Annotated in this window: 17 protein-coding genes and 1 other RNA gene; 5 read left to right on the top strand and 13 right to left on the bottom strand. The window is 68.2% G+C overall.

Annotation, left to right across the window (positions count from 1 at the left end; genetic code table 11):
- Window position 1 precedes the first annotated feature (1 nt).
- The 3 genes from GDI_RS04195 to GDI_RS04185 form a co-directional block, all read right to left on the bottom strand.
- On the bottom strand, window positions 2-1609 hold the full coding sequence (locus GDI_RS04195; RefSeq protein ID WP_012223674.1) for a DegQ family serine endoprotease: 1608 nt from the start codon (window positions 1607-1609) through the stop codon (window positions 2-4).
- 114 nt (window positions 1610-1723) lie between these two features.
- Window positions 1724-2389, bottom strand: coding sequence for an SGNH/GDSL hydrolase family protein (locus tag GDI_RS04190; protein ID WP_012553611.1), 666 nt, complete (start codon window positions 2387-2389; stop codon window positions 1724-1726).
- Window positions 2389-3594, bottom strand: coding sequence for an OpgC family protein (locus GDI_RS04185; RefSeq protein WP_012223671.1), 1206 nt, complete (start codon window positions 3592-3594; stop codon window positions 2389-2391). Before GDI_RS04185 ends, GDI_RS04190 begins: the two co-directional genes overlap by 1 nt.
- A gap of 267 nt (window positions 3595-3861) precedes the next feature.
- On the opposite strand from GDI_RS04185, the gene GDI_RS04180 reads away from it, so the two are divergent.
- Window positions 3862-4968, top strand: coding sequence for an Mrp/NBP35 family ATP-binding protein (locus GDI_RS04180; RefSeq protein ID WP_012223670.1), 1107 nt, complete (start codon window positions 3862-3864; stop codon window positions 4966-4968).
- 21 nt (window positions 4969-4989) lie between these two features.
- Here GDI_RS04180 and GDI_RS04175 read toward each other — a convergent pair whose 3' ends face one another.
- The 5 genes from GDI_RS04175 to queA all read right to left on the bottom strand — a co-directional run bounded on the left by GDI_RS04175 (window position 4990) and on the right by queA (window position 9447).
- Window positions 4990-5817, bottom strand: a complete 828-nt coding sequence (locus GDI_RS04175; RefSeq protein ID WP_012553614.1) for a TerB family tellurite resistance protein — start codon at window positions 5815-5817, stop codon at window positions 4990-4992.
- Window positions 5818-5901: 84 nt separating this feature from the next.
- Window positions 5902-6150: a ribbon-helix-helix domain-containing protein gene (locus GDI_RS04170; protein WP_012223668.1), complete on the bottom strand. Its 249-nt coding sequence runs from the start codon at window positions 6148-6150 to the stop codon at window positions 5902-5904.
- A complete protein-coding gene (queG, locus tag GDI_RS04165) occupies window positions 6147-7220 on the bottom strand; it encodes a tRNA epoxyqueuosine(34) reductase QueG (RefSeq protein ID WP_012223666.1) in 1074 nt (357 codons plus the stop codon). Before queG ends, GDI_RS04170 begins: the two co-directional genes overlap by 4 nt.
- Window positions 7220-8383, bottom strand: a complete 1164-nt coding sequence (gene tgt, locus GDI_RS04160; protein ID WP_012223664.1) for a tRNA guanosine(34) transglycosylase Tgt — start codon at window positions 8381-8383, stop codon at window positions 7220-7222. Before tgt ends, queG begins: the two co-directional genes overlap by 1 nt.
- Window positions 8380-9447 carry a tRNA preQ1(34) S-adenosylmethionine ribosyltransferase-isomerase QueA gene (queA, locus tag GDI_RS04155; RefSeq protein WP_012223662.1) on the bottom strand — a complete coding sequence of 356 codons (1068 nt, stop codon included), beginning with the start codon at window positions 9445-9447 and terminating at the stop codon, window positions 8380-8382. Before queA ends, tgt begins: the two co-directional genes overlap by 4 nt.
- Window positions 9448-9601: 154 nt before the next feature.
- Between queA and GDI_RS04150 the strand changes: the two genes are divergently transcribed.
- From GDI_RS04150 to GDI_RS04140, 3 genes are all read left to right on the top strand, one after another.
- Window positions 9602-9823, top strand: coding sequence for a hypothetical protein (locus GDI_RS04150; protein ID WP_012223661.1), 222 nt, complete (start codon window positions 9602-9604; stop codon window positions 9821-9823).
- Between the two features lie 30 nt (window positions 9824-9853).
- The gene (locus GDI_RS04145; RefSeq protein ID WP_012223656.1) at window positions 9854-10345 is read left to right on the top strand and encodes a kinase inhibitor; all 492 of its coding nucleotides are present in this window, start codon (window positions 9854-9856) and stop codon (window positions 10343-10345) included.
- Between the two features lie 109 nt (window positions 10346-10454).
- A complete protein-coding gene (locus GDI_RS04140; RefSeq protein ID WP_012223655.1) occupies window positions 10455-11507 on the top strand; it encodes a GGDEF domain-containing protein in 1053 nt (350 codons plus the stop codon).
- Between the two features lie 28 nt (window positions 11508-11535).
- On the opposite strand, the gene GDI_RS04135 is transcribed toward GDI_RS04140, so the two are convergent.
- The 5 genes from GDI_RS04135 to ssrA form a co-directional block, all read right to left on the bottom strand.
- Entirely contained in the window at window positions 11536-12438 is a 903-nt protein-coding gene (locus GDI_RS04135; protein ID WP_012223654.1) for an MIP/aquaporin family protein, read from the bottom strand.
- Window positions 12439-12441: 3 nt separating this feature from the next.
- Complete coding sequence (locus GDI_RS04130; RefSeq protein WP_012223653.1) at window positions 12442-12834, bottom strand: VOC family protein; 393 nt, start codon at window positions 12832-12834, stop codon at window positions 12442-12444.
- Between the two features lie 50 nt (window positions 12835-12884).
- Window positions 12885-14549: a fumarate hydratase gene (locus tag GDI_RS04125; RefSeq protein WP_012223652.1), complete on the bottom strand. Its 1665-nt coding sequence runs from the start codon at window positions 14547-14549 to the stop codon at window positions 12885-12887.
- A gap of 100 nt (window positions 14550-14649) precedes the next feature.
- Window positions 14650-15195 (bottom strand): SspB family protein, encoded by a 546-nt coding sequence (locus GDI_RS04120; RefSeq protein WP_012223651.1) that lies wholly within the window; start codon window positions 15193-15195, stop codon window positions 14650-14652.
- 358 nt (window positions 15196-15553) lie between these two features.
- Window positions 15554-15892, bottom strand: a transfer-messenger RNA (tmRNA) gene (gene ssrA / locus GDI_RS18855).
- 110 nt (window positions 15893-16002) lie between these two features.
- On the opposite strand from ssrA, the gene thyX reads away from it, so the two are divergent.
- Window positions 16003-16953, top strand: coding sequence for an FAD-dependent thymidylate synthase (gene thyX, locus GDI_RS04115; protein ID WP_012223650.1), 951 nt, complete (start codon window positions 16003-16005; stop codon window positions 16951-16953).
- Window positions 16954-16955: the final 2 nt, after the last annotated feature.

Here is a 16955-nt window from a genome sequence, read left to right as displayed (position 1 = left end):
GCTATTTCCCGTCCCCTCCGACCAGCGGGAGCGGCACCCAGCGCAGCCCGTCGCCGTTCTGCACCAGGAACAGGACCGAACGCCGATGCTGCGCGCGCGCCGCCTCGACCAGGCGGCGCAGGTCGGCGGGGGACGCGACCTCGGACTGCTGGACCTCGGTGATCACGTCGCCGGGGCGCAGGCCGCGATCGGCGGCCGGGCCGTCGGCGGCCACCGCGGTGACGACCACGCCCTTCTGCCCCTCGGCCAGGCTGTATTTCTGCCGGGCGACGTCGTCGATCGCCCCCACGGTGAAGCCCATGCCCTGCAACTGAACGTTGCCCTGGGCCGTGGCGGCGGGCTTGGGCGCCGGGGCCTCGGCCGCTTCCTCGGGCAGGGCGCCGACCGTGACGGGAACAGTCAGGACATGACCATGGCGCCACACCCCCAGGCTGACCACCCGGCCGGGGGATTCGTCGGCCATCAGGCGCGGCAGGGCGCGGCCGTCGATCTCCTTGCCGTCCAGGGTCTGGATCACGTCGCCGGTCTGCAGCTTCGCCGCCGCCGCCGGGCCCTTGGGCTCGATCCCCGCGATCAGGGCGCCGCGCGCGACCTTAAGGCCCAGCCCGTCGGCGATGTCCTGGGTCACGTCCTGGATCCGCACGCCGATCCAGCCACGCGACACCTTGCCGGTGCGGCGGAGCTGGTCGATGATGCCCCGCGCCTCGGCCGAGGGAATGGAGAAGCCGATGCCGATCGACCCGCCGGAGGGCGAATAGATCGCAGTGTTGATGCCGATCACCTGCCCCTGCATGTCGAACAGCGGACCGCCGGAATTGCCCTTGTTGATCGGGGCGTCGGTCTGGATGAAATCGTCGTACGGACCCTGTTCGATATTGCGGCCGCGGGACGAGATGATGCCGGCCGTCACCGTGCCCGACAGGCCGAACGGATTGCCGATCGCCAGCACCCAGTCGCCCACACGCGCATGGTCGCTGTCGCCGAAGGGCACGGCGGGCAGCGGATGGGGCGCATCGACCTTCAGCACCGCGAGGTCGGTCCGGTCGTCATGGCCCAGCAAATGCGCCTTGAGCACCGTATTGTCCTGCAGCGTCACCGTGATCTGGTCCGCGTGGCGGACGACGTGGTTGTTGGTGACGACGATCCCCGACGGGTCGATGATGAAGCCCGACCCCAGCGCCTGCATCTTGCGCGGCGCGGCCTCGGGCCCGGTCTGCCGGTTCATGAAATCGTGGAAGAATTTCTCGAACGGCGATCCCTCGGGGAAATTGGGGACCTGGGGCGTATCCTCGCCCCCACCATCACCGTCGGAATCGCCGTCCTGGTCCCCGGGCTTGACCGTCTCGGTGGTCGAGACGTTGACCACGGCGGGCAGCAGCCGCGCCGCGAGGTCCGCGAAGCTGTCGGGCGCGCCGCGCCCCGGCGCGGGCAGGTGGACCGGCGGCACGGTAACGGGCGGGACCGCAGGGGCGGCGGGCGCGGCTGGGGCGACCGGATGCGGCACCACCGCCGGTTCGGCCCGGAGGCCCCCCCCCGCGATCAGGGACAGGGCCGCCGCCAGCCCGACGGCGGCACAGGGACGGAAGAAAACCGGAACGGTCAGGGGCATCGGGCAGGCAGCTTCCAGAAAACGAGGACGTCGCGGAGGCTGCATCCTAGACACGGATCGCCCCGGCTTGAAGCGATCAGTGTGATAAATATGCCCGGACCGTGGACAGGGCCGTCAGCCGCCGTGCACGAACGCCCCCGCCGGCGCGCCCGTCAGTTCCACCAGCCACGCCGCCACGGCCTGCCCGAGCAGACGATAGCCCATGTCGCCCATATGCAGCCCGTCGGGCGACAAGTCCTCGCGCGACAGGCCCAGTTCGGCACACCAGGACTTCATGCGGGCGTAGCGGCCGAAGACCGGGATGTTCAGTTCCGCGCCGATGGCGTGGACGGCCGGGACGAAGGGCGGAAAGGCCGCGCATTCCTCCAGCATCCGGCAATATTGCGGATCGATCAGCGCCAGGTCGGCACCCGTGGCGCGTGTGGCCAGCAGGTCGCGCCGCGTCATGGCGGCATAGTCGTCCAGCTTCACGCCCTGCCACGGATCGTTGCTGCCGGTCTGCCACATCACCAGGTCCGCCCCGTCGGCCAGCACCGCCGGCAGGCGATCGTGCATTTCCTGGGCGCCGTTGCCGCCGATGCCGCGATTGATCACGGTCAGCCCACCGGGGACGAACGGCGCCAGCGCGCGTTCGAACACCGGGGCGAAACCGTGTTCCGGGCTGCTGGCCCCGATCCCCTCGGTGGTCGAGGACCCGAACAGGGTGACGCGGACGCCCTGCCCGCGCCGCAGCCGGTCGGTCAGGCGGGGCAGGATCGGCGAAGGAGGGGTATCGGTCATCAATGCGCTCTCTTCAGGCCTGGAACGGAAGATGACGGCGCATCGTGGTCTTTCGCCGCCGAGGCGCCCGCCATCCGTTCCTTCTGCCTGATGCGCTGGCGGTCGAGAACCGTCGCCAGCGCCCACAGGATCGTGAATCCGATCACATTCACCGCGATCTGCAGCCACCATCCCGCGCCGAACGTGGTGAAGACCAGCCGCGCGTACAGGTCGATGACCGTGCCGGTGGCGAAGACTTCCAGCGAATGGCGACCGAACAGCGCCATCACGCGCCCGATCCGGCCCTCGGCCATGTGCCGCGTCGCGTGCGAGGACTGCACCAGATAGAAGATCGCCATCACGTCCAGCAGGCGCAGGGGCGCCAGCACGCTCTTGTCCGGGGCCACGACGACGAAGGGCCGCAGGTCCGGCAGCCCCCATTGCGACCACGGAAAGGCCTCCAGCGCCGACACCGCCAGATAGGCCCCGCATGCGACGCGCAGCCAGCCCAGGCGCGGCAAGCTGCCGTCATGCCGCGCCGCCAGGACCGACGCGCAGGCCCCCAGCGTGAACAGGAACTGCCAGGCCAGCGGGTCGAAATACCAGCCGTCGGGGTCCAGCCAGTTGGGGAAATTGATCGCCGGGTCCAGGTTGGTCAGCAGCCACAATCCGCCGCTGACCGCCAAGGTCAGCAGCAGGCTGGCCCGCATCAGCAGGTAGATCAGCGGAAAGCAGCCCAGCAGCACGATGTAGAGCGGCAGGATGTTGAGGTTGCTGGGCAGCGCGTCGAGGAACATGACCCGCCAGAACGAACTGAGCCCATGCGCCAGTTCGGGTTCCAGGAAATCCACCGGCACCGGCCAGAACCCCCGCCAGTAGCGGATGGTGGCCGTCGTCACCACCACCATGATGGCCTGGAAGACATACAGCCGCGCGCAGCGCCGCATCACCCGGCCCAGCCCGGCGCGCAGGCCCACACGGGCGAAATTGCGCCCATAGGCCAGCCACGAGGCATAGCCCGCCAGCAGCACGAAGATTTCCGCGGCGTCGGCAAAGCCGACATTGCGCAACGTGAAGCGGTTCAGGACGTTCTGCGGAATGTGATCGACGAACATCATCAGCAGGGCCACGCCGCGCAGCGCGTCGATGCGATGGTCGCGCCGCCCCCAGGATGAACGGGCATGCGGCCGGGCAGCCCCCTGCGGGCGGGACGCGGATGAGGTCATGATCGGCCGGCCCCCCTGAAGTCGATCGTTCGCGTGGCATGCCGTTCCGGGATGATCCCGGACGGTCCCCCGCAAGGCATATGCCCACAGATGGAGTAGAACGGGTCCCGACTCCAGCCCTCGTTGCGATTCCTTACATGGGCGTACACGCCGTTACCCGCCCCAACCTGATTTGCCCCAGCCTGATTTGCGATGGGGAATTTTTCGCCTATGTCCCGTCATCACGATACCCCCGGTGGCCATGGCCGCGAGGAAGGATAGACCCCCATGACGGACCCCACGCGCGCAGAAATCGAAACCATGCTGCGCCAGGTGCGCGACACGGCCGGAACGACGATCCTGGACCATGCGGCGCTGGACGCGACGACGCTGCGCGACGGCACGCTGCACGTTGCCCTGGCGACCGACCGCGCGGGCGCCGGGCGCATCGAGCCGCTGCTGCCGCAGGCCGAGCGTGCCCTGCGCACCCTGCCGGGCGTCACCGCCGCCAGCGTGATCCTGACCGCGCACCGCGCCGCGCCGGCCGCCGCCCCTTCCCCGGGTGCCGCCGGCGGCGGGCACCGGCCGCTCAACCTGGGGGGGGCACCCGGACAGGCCGCGCAAGGCAAGCTGCTGCCCGGCGTCAAGACGGTCATCGCCGTGGCATCCGGCAAGGGGGGGGTGGGCAAATCGACCACCGCCGTCAACCTGGCGGTCGGGCTGGGGATGGAGGGCCTGCGGGTCGGGCTGCTGGACGCCGACGTCCACGGTCCGTCCCTGCCGCGCATGATGGGCCTGCACCAGCCCCCCGTGGTGCATGAGGGACGGATGACGCCGCTGGACGCCTGGGGCATCCGCGCGATGTCCATCGGGCTGCTGGTGGATGAGCGGCAGGCGATGATCTGGCGCGGGCCGATGGTCATGGGCGCGCTGGGCCAGTTGCTGGGCGATGTCGACTGGGGCGTGCTGGACGTGCTGGTGGTGGACATGCCGCCGGGCACGGGGGACGCGCAACTGACGCTGGCGCAGAAGATCGCGCTGGCGGGGGCGATCGTGGTGTCCACGCCACAGGACATCGCCCTGCTGGACGCCAGGCGCGGTATCACGATGTTCGAGAAGATGAACGTGCCCGTGCTGGGCATGGTGGAAAACATGTCGTACTTCTGCTGCCCGAATTGCGGCCACCGGACCGACCTGTTCGGCCATGGCGGTGCCCGGGCCGAAGCCGCCGCCATGGGCGTGCCCTTCCTGGGCGAAATCCCGCTGCTGGCCGATATCCGCGCCAGCGCCGATTCCGGCGCCCCCATCGTCATCGGTGCGCCCGACAGCCCGGCTGGCCAGGCCTATCGTGCATTGGCGGGCACGATCGCGGCCACAATACGGCGAAGGACATAAGCGGGCCGCTGCCCGGCACCCCTACAACTTGCGGTCGCGCTTGATCCGGTCCCAGGCGGCGTTGATCCGCGCGATCCGTTCGGCCGCCGCTGCCAGCGCCGCCGCGCTGGCGCCGCGCGCGGCCATCGCATCGGGGTGATGTTCGCGCACCAGTTCGCGCCAGGCCGCGCGGACCTCGACATCGGAGGCGCTGCGCGCCAGGCCGAGGACGGCATAGGCATCGACCTCGTTCACGCCGGGGCGCGCGCCGCCGGATTCGGCACGGTCCCATGCCCCCGGGCTGAGCCCGAAGGCCTGATGCACCCGGCGCAGGAACTTCACCTCCTTCGGGTGCAGCGTCTCGCCCGCCGGCAGGTCCGCGCGGGCGATGAGGAACAGGGCGGCCAGGCCTTCCTCCAGCATGTCGGGGCGGTCGTGGAAGGCGCGCCCCAGCTCGCCCGCGAAGGATTCGAAATCGTCCACCCGCTGCCGCGCCTGGTCGAACAGGCGGCCGACATCCTTCGCGTTTTCCTGCGGGACCTGGAAACGGCGCTTGAAGGCGTCGATCTCGGCGCGATTCACCGGTCCGTCGCATTTGGCGACCTTGGCGGACAGCACCACCATCACCAACCCGTACAGCTGGTCGCGCTTGCCCATCACCGCGGCCAGCTTGGCAGCCACGAAGGTCGCGGCCCCGTTCGGATCGGCGTTCATGCGCGGGCCCCAGCGGTCCGTCCAGCCGCCGACCGGCGTTTCCAGGATCGACCCGTTATCGGCCGCATGCCCCAGGGCCGCACCCACGACGGCCCCCAGGGGCCCGCCCACCGCGAACCCCGCCACGCCCCCGAACAGTTTGCCCCAGATCGCCATTCTTCCCGCCCTGATCTCCAAACCAGATGGCCGCGAGCGGCGCACACGGCTTCACTTTTCCATTTTATAGCACCCGCCAGGCGCTCACCCCAAATCGCCGCCTTCCGTCCCGCGTCCCCGCGCCTCCTGCAACGCAGCCACGCGCAACGCGGATGCCAGCGGCCGCGCCGGATCGCGGGTGGCGTCGATTCCGCCGATCAGGGCGGCGACGCCAAGGCCGCGCGCCCGGGCCATCTCCTCCAGAGCCGACCAGAATTCGGGCTCCAGCGCCACGCTGGTGCGATGGCCGGACAGGACCAGGCTACGCTTGACCAGGATCCGGTCGCCCGTCATGACGGCAACCGTTCCACGGCCCAACGCGCGGCCTCGGCCACCACCGGGTCGGGATCGCCGCACAGATCCTGCGCCACCGGGCGCAGGGCCGCCAGCCCCGAATTGCCGATGGCGACCAGCACATTACGCACGAAGCGGTCGCGGCCGATCCGCTTGACCGGCGAACCGGAGAACAGGGCGCGAAACGCCGCATCGTCCAGCCGGGCCAGCGCCCCCAACCGAGGCGCCGTCAGGTCGTCGCGGGCCTGCAGCTTCATCTGCCGCGACGCGGTGGCGAAGCGGTTCCACGGGCATACGGCCAGGCAATCATCGCAACCATAGATCCGGTTGCCCATCGCCGCCCGGAATTCCAGCGGGATCGGGCCGGGATTTTCGATCGTCAGGTAGGAAATGCACCGCCGCGCATCCATCCGGTAGGGTTCGGGGAACGCGTTGGTCGGGCATGCGTCCAGGCAGCGGCGGCAAGTGCCGCACCCCCCGCCCGACGGGTCGGTGCGCGGCAGGGCCAGGGTCGTATAGATTTCACCCAGAAGCAGCCAGCTTCCGTGACGGCGGGACACCAGGTTGGTGTGCTTGCCCTGCCAGCCCAGGCCCGCCCGTTCGGCCAGCGGCTTTTCCAGCACCGGGGCGGTATCGACGAAAACCTTGACCCCGGTCGCGGCGCCCGCGCGCGCGCCCTCGGCCACTACGAACTGCGCCACATGCTTCAGCATGCCCTTGACCACATCGTGATAGTCGCGATTGCGCGCATAGACCGAGATATTGCCCCGATCCGCCCGGCCCACGGTGGCCAGCGCGTCCGTGCCGGGCGCGTAGGACAGGCCCAGCGCGATCACGCTGCGCGCCTCGGGCCACAAGGCGCGCGGGTCGCCGCGCTGCGCCGACCGCTCGGCCAGCCAGCCCATGGACCCGTGATGCCCGGCCGCCAGGAAATCGGCCAGCCGCGCCCGGGCCTCGTCCCCCAGCGCGGCCTCGCAGAAGCCCACCGCATCGAACCCCAGCGCCAGGGCCCTGTCGCGAATCGCATCGCGCAGGATGGCAGCTCTTCCGGGCGGCAGGCCGCCCTCCATCACGGGACCGGGGGAAGGTCGGGGGGCGGCATCTCGTCGGGCGTCCAGTCTTCCATGGCCCATTCGGCGCGCAATCCGGCGGCGTGGGCACCCAGCGTGCCCGCGACGATCGCGCCGCGCATGCCGCGCATCAGCCGCTGGTAATAGGCCAGATTGTGCCAGGTCAGCAGCATCGGACCCAGGATTTCGTTCGCACGGAACAGGTGGTGCAGATAGGCCCGGCTGTGCCGCGTGCAGGCCAAGCAGTCGCAATGGGGCGAAAGCGGACGGGTATCGTCGGCATGGCGGGCGTTGCGCAGGTTCAGCGTGCCGCGTTCGGTATAGGCGCGGGCGGTGCGTCCCGCCCGGGTGGGCATGACGCAGTCGAACATATCCACCCCGCGTTCGACCGCCCCCAGCAGGTCGTCCGGCGTGCCGACCCCCATCAGGTAGCGCGGGCTGTCGTGCGGGATCAGCGGCACGGTCGCATCCAGCGTCGCGTACATCAGCTCCTGCCCCTCGCCCACCGCCAAGCCGCCGATGGCGTAGCCTTCGAAGCCGATCCCGGTCAGGGCGCGCACGCTCTCGGCCCGCAATTCGGGTTCGGTCCCGCCCTGGATGATGCCGTATTGGGCATAGCCCGCGCGCGGCACGAAGGCTTCGCGGCAGCGGGCGGCCCAGCGCATGGACAGCCGCATGGATTGCGCGATCGTCTCGGGCGGTGCCGGCAGGGCCGGGCATTCGTCGAAGCACATGGTGATGGTGGCATCCAGCGCATGCTGGATGTCGGTCGATCGTTCGGGCGTCAGCCGGTGCTTGGACCCGTCGATGTGCGAATTGAACGTCACCCCGTCCTGGTCCAGCTTGCGCAACGCGCCCAGCGACATGACCTGGAACCCGCCGGAATCGGTCAGGATCGGCCCCGGCCAATCCATGAAGCGGTGCAGGCCGCCCAGGGCGCGGACCTTCTCCGCCCCCGGACGCAGCATCAGGTGATAGGTGTTGCCCAGCACGATGCCCGCCCCCGTGGAGCGCACGGAATCCATCGTCATCGCCTTGACGGTGCCCACGGTGCCCACGGGCATGAAGGTGGGGGTGGGGACCACGCCGTGTGCGGTATGCAGGTGCCCCGCCCGCGCCCGGCCCACCCGGGCCTGTTCCACCCAGCGGAATGCGGTGCTCATAGTCCCTGCTCCCCGGCGACCGGCGCGCGATGCAGCAGGCAGGCATCGCCGTAGGAATAGAACCGGTAGCCGTCGGCGACGGCATGGGCGTAGGCGTCACGCATCCTGTCATATCCGGCAAACGCGCAGACCAGCATGAACAGGGTCGAGCGCGGCAGATGGAAATTGGTCATCAGCACGTCCACCGCCCGGAAGCGGTAGCCCGGGCGGATGAAGATCGCGGTGTCGCCGTCGAAGGGGCGGATCGTGCCGTCCGGATCGGCGGCGCTTTCCAGCAGGCGCAGCGACGTCGTGCCGACCGCGACGATGCGCCCGCCCGCCCGGCGCGCCGCGTTGATCGCATCGGCGGTCTCGGCCGTGATCACGCCGCGTTCGGCATGCATGCGGTGGGCGGCGATGCTGTCCCCCCGCACGGGCAGGAACGTCCCGGCCCCGACATGCAGGGTGAGGGTACACCGCCCCACCCCCGCCGCGTCCAGCGCCGCCAGCAGGTCCGGCGTGAAATGCAGCCCCGCCGTAGGGGCCGCCACCGCGCCGCGATGGGCCGAGAAGATGGTGGCGTAATCGACGCGGTCCTGTTCGGTCGGGCCGAAGGGCCGTGCGATATAGGGCGGCAGCGCCAGGACGCCCGCCGCCTGCAGGAAGGCGTCGAAGGCCGCACCCTCGGTATCGAAGCGCAGGACCACCCCGCCCTCGTCATCGCGCGAGATGACGGCGGCGGTATTGGGCGTGCCCGGAAAGGTCAGCACGTCGCCGGCCCGCAGCCTGCGGGCGTTGCGGGCCAGCGCATGCCATGTCCCGTCCGGCAGGATGCGGTCCAGCGTGATGCCGATCCGTGCCTCGCCCCGGCGGGCGTCCAGTTGCGCCGGGATGACCGCCGTATCGTTGGCCACCAGCAGGTCGCCGGGCCGCAGCAGCGACGGCAGGTCGCGCACGATGCGGTCATGGAACGGGCCGGCGGCCGGAATGTCCAGCAGCCGCGCGGAATCGCGCGGCCGCGCCGGATGCTCGGCGATCAGCGCGGGCGGCAGGTCGAAATCGAAATCGGAGGCAAGGTCGGTCATCGGATGCCCCGTTTACGGAATCCCGGGCCGCGTGGCCAGCATCTCACGCGGCCCCGCCGGACAGGCCCCGTTGGACAGGTGCCGCGCCACCCGTCAAAATGGAGCAAACCCGATAAGGGCCCCGTGGCCCCGATCATGGAACGGAGCGAAACAGATGTCCTATGCCGCACTCGACGCCGCACGCGTCGCCCGGGCCTGCAAGGTCGCGCTGAGCGTGCTGGAGGCCAATCCCGAAACGTCCGAGGCCCACATGCGCAAGACGCTGATGGTCCAGCGCATCGCCGCCCTGTCCGAGGCAGCCGCCGAATCCCCCGCCGGCGGCGGCGTCGTGACCCTGACGTCCGAGGAGTTCTGGCTGGTCAGCAAGAACTGGTAGAAAGCCTGAAAACAGGATGGACACGACCCCATGACATTCACATTGACCAGCCGCGCCTTCACCGAGGGCGGCCGCCTGCCGGATGCGCAGGTCTTCGACGGCATGGGCTATCGCGGCGGCAACGTGTCGCCGCCCCTGGCCTGGAGCGGCGCGCCCGAGGGCACGCGCAGCTTCGCCATCACGCTGTATGATCCCGACGCCCCGACCGGATCGGGCTGGTGGCACTGGGTGGTGGTCAATATTCCCGCCACCGTCACCAGCCTGCCCGCCGGGGCCGGGTCGGGCGATGCCGACCTGCCGGCGGGCGCGTTCATGACCCGCACCGATTTCGGCGGCAACAGCTATGGCGGCGCCGCGCCCCCGCCCGGCCCCGCCCATCGCTACATCTTCACCGTGCATGCGCTGGACACCGAATCGCTCAGCGTGCCGTCCGACGCATCCGGGGCGATGGTGGGCTTCTTCCTCCATAGCCATTCCCTGGGGTCGGCCAGCCTGACGGCGGTATTCGGCAAGGACGCGTAAGCCGGGATACGACCCCGACCTTCTTGGACAGCCACTGGTGGCATGGCTGCATGCTGGCTCCGTATCCTAAACAACGGAGCCCTCAAGTCGAGCAAGAAATAACTGACGCATGGAACATGTCTTTTCGCAGACCGACTTTATAGTTCTCGAAGTCCTGGCACTCCTGGCATCTTTTCTGTCCTTTGGGGTGGCATGCGCTCTGCGTCAGAACAATGGGGAAACAAGGCACCGGAAAATATTGAAGGCGTTGTTGCCAATTCCCTTTGGAACGACCCTCTGGACCATCCATTTCACGGCCATGCTTCGTACCGTCGGGTCGGAAAACATGTCCGTATCGATCGTGCATTGCCTTGCTTCCTTCGCCATCGTGATGGCGGGCGTTTTCCTCTCCTTGAAAGTAATAGATCGCAGATTTCCGTATTCGAACTACATCGCCGGTTTCGTATTCGGCCTCGGGATCGTTTTAAGCCACATCATCAACAAGAACTCCATTCACTCACTTCATGGATGCCCGACAAGGAATGTTCACAACGCAACCGACATCCTTGGAGTTGTCTTGCTTGGATTGTCTTTTGTTTTGCTGTGGTCCAGCATTCTGGGGTATTTTCTTGATTATTATGGAACCAAAAAGGTCCTGTCCCACCTGAAAAGCATGGCCACCACCGACAGGTTGACTGGCCTGGCGAACCGGAACTGTCTCGACGAGCAGTTTCCCGACATCCTGAAGAACGCGAAACACCGGAACCGGACCATCGGATGCCTGATCGTCGATCTGAACAATTTCAAGGATATCAACGATCAGTACGGCCATCTCTGCGGTGATGAAGTCCTCCGTACCATGGGAAAAAATCTGGGAAACCATTTCCGCCACCGCGACATCTTCATCGCCAGGCTGGGCGGCGACGAATTCGTCGCGCTATGCCCCTATGACAATATGGAAGGTCTTCAGACCTGCGCCCAGGAACTGCGCGACCTGCTCTGCCAGCCGAGCGAGATTGAAAGCATGCCCCTGACAGTCGGCTGCAGCATCGGCATCTCCCTTTTCCCTTCCGACGGCGACACCCAGAACATCCTGATGAAAAAAGCCGATCAGGCCATGTACGAAATCAAGAAAAAACGCATCAGCGGAATATCGTTCTACAGGGACCTTCCCCGCCCCTGACAGCGCGGCCTTGACCCGCACCCGCGTCCTAAGACGAACGCCGCCTCCGCCAGGGCAGCAAAAACGGCGCCCGGCCGTGGTGGCCGAAATGCGCCAGCCGCGCTTCGTGCAGGTGGACCTCGCCAAAGACCTGCAGGCGGATCATCAGCACGGTCGCGGCGACGCCTGCGAACGGGGCCACGCCATAGATCCAGAACCCCCGCCACTGGTCGGAAAACAGCGCCGGGCCCAGGCTGCGCGCCAGGTTGGTGCTGTCACCCGACAGCCAGGCCTCGAACGGGTTCAGCATGAAGAACAGCGGCCCGGCCAGCAGCGGCGTGGCCCAGCGCAGGCTGGCGTGGCCGCCGGTATAGAGCAGCGCGGTGATCAGCAGGGCGGTGGCACAGGCCTCGCCGGTGAAGGCCCACCACAGCGGCACCAGGTCGTAGGGCACGGTCGCGGCGAAATGGGTGGCGTGCGACCACGCCCCGAAGCGCGGCCAGGCCAGGCCGCCCAGCGCCACCAGCCCGGTGCCCAGCACCGCGCCCACCATCTGCGCCGCCATATAGCCCAGCATGTCCCGCCAGGCCAGCCGCCCGACCAGCGTGAAGGCCAGCGAGACCGACGGGCTGACATGCCCGCCGCTGACCCGGCCGAACGGCGACAGCGCCGCGATTGACCCGCCCATGCCGAAGAACAGCCCCTGCAGCGCGACCTGCAGGGCCGGATAATCCGCCAGCACCCGCCCCAGCGGGCTGCCGGCCGCCCCCAGCAGCACGTTGGTGGCCACGCCGAACACCATCAGCAGCACGGTGCCCGCGCATTCGCAGGCATAGAGCCGCGGATGCACCAGCCGGTCGGGATGGGGTTCGCCCGCCAGCGGACGGTCGTTGGGGTGAGGATACCGCGTCGGGTCGTCAACCGCCGGCGCGATCGGACTGACATCGGGCATGCGCTATCCCTGGTAGGAGGCGATCTCGACCAGATTGCCGTCCGGGTCCTCGCAATAGACCGAGGTCACGGGGCCCAGCGCGCCCAGCCGGGCGACCGGGCCCTCGGTCACCGTCACGCCGCATCCCTGCAGATGTTCCACTACGTCGTCGCTGGCCACGGCGGTGATGAAGCACAGGTCGTTGGTGCCGGGCAGCGCGTCGGTCGCGGTGGACCAGCCCTCCGCCCCATGGGGACGGAGGTTGATCTTCTGGCCGCCGAACTTCAGCGCCGTACGGTTGTTGCGGCCATATTCCTCGCGCTCCATGCCCAACACCCGCTGGTACCAGGACGCCGAGACCTCCAGGTCACGGACGGTGATGACGACATGGTCCAGCCGATCGACGGTAAAGCGCATGGAACGGAGGTCTCCCTTGACCCAGGGGTGACGGGGCGAATCGCCCCGCCTCAGCCCGTCAGGCCTTCGTAGAAATCATTACCCTTATCGTCGATGACGATGAAGGCGGGGAAATTCTCCACCTCGATCTTCCACACCGCTTCCATGCCCAGTTCCGGATATTCCAGGACCTCGACCTTGCGGATGCAGTCCTTGGCCAGCCGGGCCGCGGGCCCGCCGACCGAGCCGAGATAGAAGCCGCCATATTCATGGCAGGCGTCGCGCACCGCCTTGGACCGGTTGCCCTTGGCCAGCATGACGAACGACCCGCCGGCTTCCTGCAGCATGGCGACATAGCTGTCCATGCGACCGGCCGTGGTGGGACCGAACGAGCCGGTCGGCAGCCCGTCGGGCGTCTTGGCCGGGCCGGCATAATAGACGGGATGGTCCTTCAGGTATTGCGGCAGCCCCTCGCCGCGTTCCAGCCGCTCGCGGAACTTGGCGTGGGCGATGTCGCGCGCCACGACCATGGTGCCGGTCAGCGACAGGCGCGTGCGGACCGGATAACGCGACAATTGCGCGCGGATTTCGGTCATCGGCTGGTTCAGGTCCACCTGCACCACCTCGCCGCCCAGATGCTCGTCCGTCGTCTCGGGCAGGAAGCGCGCGGGGTCGGTTTCGAGCTGTTCCAGGAAGAACCCGTCGGCGGTGACGCGCGCCTTGATCTGCCGGTCGGCCGAGCAGGACACGCCGATCCCCACCGGCAGCGACGCCCCGTGGCGCGGCAGGCGCACCACGCGCACGTCATGGCAGAAATACTTGCCGCCGAACTGCGCGCCGATTCCCAGGGACTGGGTCAGCTTCAGGACCTCCTGCTCCATCTCCAGGTCGCGGAAGGCATGGCCCAGCGGGCTTCCCTGCGTGGGCAGGGTGTCCAGCCAGTGCGTCGAGGCCAGCTTCACCGTTTCCAGGGTCTGTTCGGCCGACATGCCGCCGATCACCACGGCCAGGTGATAGGGCGGGCAGGCCGAGGTGCCCAGCGTGCGCACCTTGACGGCCAGCCATTTCAGCAGGTCTTCCTTGCTGGACAGCAGGGCGCGGGTTTCCTGAAACAGGAAGGTCTTGTTGGCCGACCCGCCGCCCTTGGCGACGAACATCAAATCCATCTGTTCGGAATGGTAGTCGCCGGGCGATGCCGAGATATGGAACTGCACCGGCAGGTTGGTGCCGGTGTTCACTTCCTCGAACATCGACAGCGGCGCCATCTGCGAATAGCGCAGGCTGGTGCGGGTATAGGTGTCGTACACCCCGCGCGAGAACGCTTCCTCCTCGTTCCCGTCGACCCAGACGCGCTGGCCCTTCTTGCCGTAGACGATGGCGGTGCCGGTATCCTGGCACATCGGCAGCACGCCGCCCGCCGCGATGCAGGCGTTCTTCAGCAGGTCCAGCGCCACGAACCGGTCATTGTCCGAGGCCTCGGGGTCCTTCAGGATCTTGGCCAGCTGCGCCAGGTGCCCCGGACGCAGCAGGTGGGCGATGTCGTGGAAGCCCCGGGCGGCCAGTTCGCTCAGTGCCTCGGGCCTGACATGCAGAACGGTGCGGCCGTCGCACACGGTGGTGTGCACGCCCTCGATCTCCAGCTTCTTCCAGGGCGTATCGTCGTCATGGCCCGGAAAGAGCGGGCCGTAGACGAACGGCTTGAGGGGTGGTTTGGGGGGGGTGGATGACGCATTCACTTCGGACGTTCTCCCTGTGCCTGTCTCCCCCGGATTGCTTCCGGGTGGGGGCGGTTCACGGGGTGCCCGGCCGCATCCGGGCCCCCGGATGGTGGGCGGTTCAGCCCTGGCTGGGTCCCTTCTTCCGAAAGGCGGCAAGGCTGACCACTTGTGACGACGACTCTTCGGCCCGGGCTTCCGTATCCGCCGGGGCCGCGTCGGGCGCCTCGGCACCGTCCGGCTCCTCGTCCTCGGAGGCAAGCTCGGGCGGGGTGAAGCGCAGCGCGAGCCGGATATGCGGGTCGGCGAAGGCGGTGATGGCGTCGATGGGGATGACCAGGGTCGATCCGACGCCACCGAAGGACAGGCCGACCGATACGGTCCGCGAGGCCTCGTCCACCTTCAGGTCCCAGAACTGATGCTGCAGCACGATGGTGATCTCGTGCGGGTACTGGGCGCGCAGCCGGGCGGGCAGTTCCACCCCGGGCCAGTTGGTCAGATAGGTGATGTAGAAATGATGCCCCTCGGGCAGGCCCTCGCGCCCGACCAGTTCCAGGGCGCGCAGCATGACCGTGCGATACGCGTCCTCGATCCACGAATCATAGGGAAGGAGGCTGTCGGGAATCGCGGCGTCGAAGCCGATTTCCTCGTCGTTATCGTCGGACATGCGGGTCTCTCCGTACCGTCCGGTCGCCCTCGGTCGGGCAGCCGGACCCTGGTGGCCTTGCTGGATCGCGCCACGCCGTGCCACAGCACCAGCCATGCGTCAAACCGTGCCGGCGAACAAGAGGCGTGCCAGCAGACCAGCTTCACGAAGCGGGCATGCTACCAGCTTCGGGCGCCGGGGACGATCACTCTTCTCAGGCTGGCTTGAAAGCCGGTCTGCCGAGCGAGAGCGGCCCTAAGGGCCGCGCCCGGCGTGTGTTTTCGAGCACCGAAGCGGAGCGGCCTTGTCGGCCGTGAGCATCGGAGCGCAGGAAACGCGCGTCGGATCGCCAGCAGCGGGGCTTTTGAAACCGCCGCGGAGTGGGAGGGCTTCTGTTGCCCGGTGCCCTCCCGAACCGCGCTTGTCACTTATGCAGCGACAGCGAGCACCTCAGAGTTATCGTTGGCACTTGTGAGTTAGCCCGATAACGGCGGTACAATGCCGGGCAAAAGGCAGGTCTTTACCATGCGTGTCGAGCCTGTTTCGTCCCCATGCTCCCCTGCCCCGAAGGGGCGTCGCGGGGAGTGTCTGGTGGAGACGCCGGGTACTGCCCCCGGGTCCACTACACTTATTCCACGTGCCGTTTATCGCCATAGCCAAGGAGCAAGCCCCTCCGGCATCACGGGATATAGGGTCAGCGGCCGCTTTTGGCAAGCACCCCGCGCCGGCCCGGCGGTCGTCGCGGCGGTCGCGGCCCCCGCCGTTTCGTGTTATGCGCGCCGCTTGGCATACACCGATCGGCACAGCGACAGAGGCGGGGACGCAGCGATGTTTTCAACGGACCAGAAATCGGAAATCGACGCCGCCCGCGCCGCCTGGGCCGAGACGCGCCGCACGGTCGTGCCGGCGGCCGAGGAGGCGCTGTACGCGCCCGTCCCGGTGCTGGAGACCGGATTCGTGCGCCTGGTCGATTACATGGGCGGGGACGCCGCCATCGTGCAGGGGGCCCGTGTCTCCTACGGCAAGGGCACGCGCAGCACGTCCGACGACCGGGGGCTGATCCGCTACCTGATGCGCAACCGGCATACCAGCCCGTTCGAGCTGGCGGTGGCCAAGTTCCATGTCCGCGCGCCCATCTTCGTGACCCGGCAATGGTTCCGCCACCGCACCGCCAGCATCAACGAATATTCCGCGCGCTATTCGGTGCTGGAGAAGGAATTCTACTTCCCCCGCCCCGAGGACATCGCCCGCCAGTCCGCCAGCAACAAGCAGGGGCGCGGCGAGACCCTGCCCCCCGAGGCCGCGCAGCACGTGCTGGACCTGCTGCGCGAGGACGCGGGGCGGTGCTACGACCATTATCTGGAAATGCTGAACCAGGACGAGGCCGGGAACGTGATCGACCCCGACCGCCCGGTGGTGGCGCGCGAACTGGCGCGCATGACCCTGCCGGTGAACGTGATGACGCAGTTCTACTGGCAGATCAATCTGTGGAACCTGCTGCATTTCCTGCGCCTGCGGGCGGACGCGCACGCCCAGTACGAGATCCGTGCCTATGCCGACGCGATCCTGGGCCTGGTAGAACGCTGGGTGCCGCACACCTTCGAGGCCTTCCGCGACTACATGCAGGAAGCCGCCCTGCTGTCCGGCCCAGCGCTGCGCGCGCTGCGCGCGGTCCTGGCGGGGCAGGAGGTCGACCTTCAGGCCAGCGGCCTGTCGAAGCGCGAGGTGAGCGAACTGGTGGCCATGCTGCCGGAAATCGGCCCCCGTCTCCGTCCCTGACG

Source organism: Gluconacetobacter diazotrophicus PA1 5, from assembly GCF_000067045.1.
In the GTDB taxonomy this organism is placed as follows: Bacteria; Pseudomonadota; Alphaproteobacteria; order Acetobacterales; family Acetobacteraceae; genus Gluconacetobacter; species Gluconacetobacter diazotrophicus.
Note: the sequence above shows the minus strand (reverse complement) of the source record. Positions and strands in the feature narration are given on the sequence as shown.

Excerpts from the sequence above, each read along its gene's own strand:
- GDI_RS04195 (WP_012223674.1), bottom strand. The coding sequence starts at position 1,609 with ATGCCCCTGACCGTTCCGGTTTTCTTCCGTCCCTGTGCCGCCGTCGGG.
- GDI_RS04190 (WP_012553611.1), bottom strand. The coding sequence starts at position 2,389 with ATGACCGATACCCCTCCTTCGCCGATCCTGCCCCGCCTGACCGACCGG.
- GDI_RS04185 (WP_012223671.1), bottom strand. The coding sequence starts at position 3,594 with ATGACCTCATCCGCGTCCCGCCCGCAGGGGGCTGCCCGGCCGCATGCC.
- GDI_RS04180 (WP_012223670.1), top strand. The coding sequence starts at position 3,862 with ATGACGGACCCCACGCGCGCAGAAATCGAAACCATGCTGCGCCAGGTG.
- GDI_RS04175 (WP_012553614.1), bottom strand. The coding sequence starts at position 5,817 with ATGGCGATCTGGGGCAAACTGTTCGGGGGCGTGGCGGGGTTCGCGGTG.
- GDI_RS04170 (WP_012223668.1), bottom strand. The coding sequence starts at position 6,150 with ATGACGGGCGACCGGATCCTGGTCAAGCGTAGCCTGGTCCTGTCCGGC.
- queG (WP_012223666.1), bottom strand. The coding sequence starts at position 7,220 with ATGGAGGGCGGCCTGCCGCCCGGAAGAGCTGCCATCCTGCGCGATGCG.
- tgt (WP_012223664.1), bottom strand. The coding sequence starts at position 8,383 with ATGAGCACCGCATTCCGCTGGGTGGAACAGGCCCGGGTGGGCCGGGCG.
- queA (WP_012223662.1), bottom strand. The coding sequence starts at position 9,447 with ATGACCGACCTTGCCTCCGATTTCGATTTCGACCTGCCGCCCGCGCTG.
- GDI_RS04150 (WP_012223661.1), top strand. The coding sequence starts at position 9,602 with ATGTCCTATGCCGCACTCGACGCCGCACGCGTCGCCCGGGCCTGCAAG.
- GDI_RS04145 (WP_012223656.1), top strand. The coding sequence starts at position 9,854 with ATGACATTCACATTGACCAGCCGCGCCTTCACCGAGGGCGGCCGCCTG.
- GDI_RS04140 (WP_012223655.1), top strand. The coding sequence starts at position 10,455 with ATGGAACATGTCTTTTCGCAGACCGACTTTATAGTTCTCGAAGTCCTG.
- GDI_RS04135 (WP_012223654.1), bottom strand. The coding sequence starts at position 12,438 with ATGCCCGATGTCAGTCCGATCGCGCCGGCGGTTGACGACCCGACGCGG.
- GDI_RS04130 (WP_012223653.1), bottom strand. The coding sequence starts at position 12,834 with ATGCGCTTTACCGTCGATCGGCTGGACCATGTCGTCATCACCGTCCGT.
- GDI_RS04120 (WP_012223651.1), bottom strand. The coding sequence starts at position 15,195 with ATGTCCGACGATAACGACGAGGAAATCGGCTTCGACGCCGCGATTCCC.
- thyX (WP_012223650.1), top strand. The coding sequence starts at position 16,003 with ATGTTTTCAACGGACCAGAAATCGGAAATCGACGCCGCCCGCGCCGCC.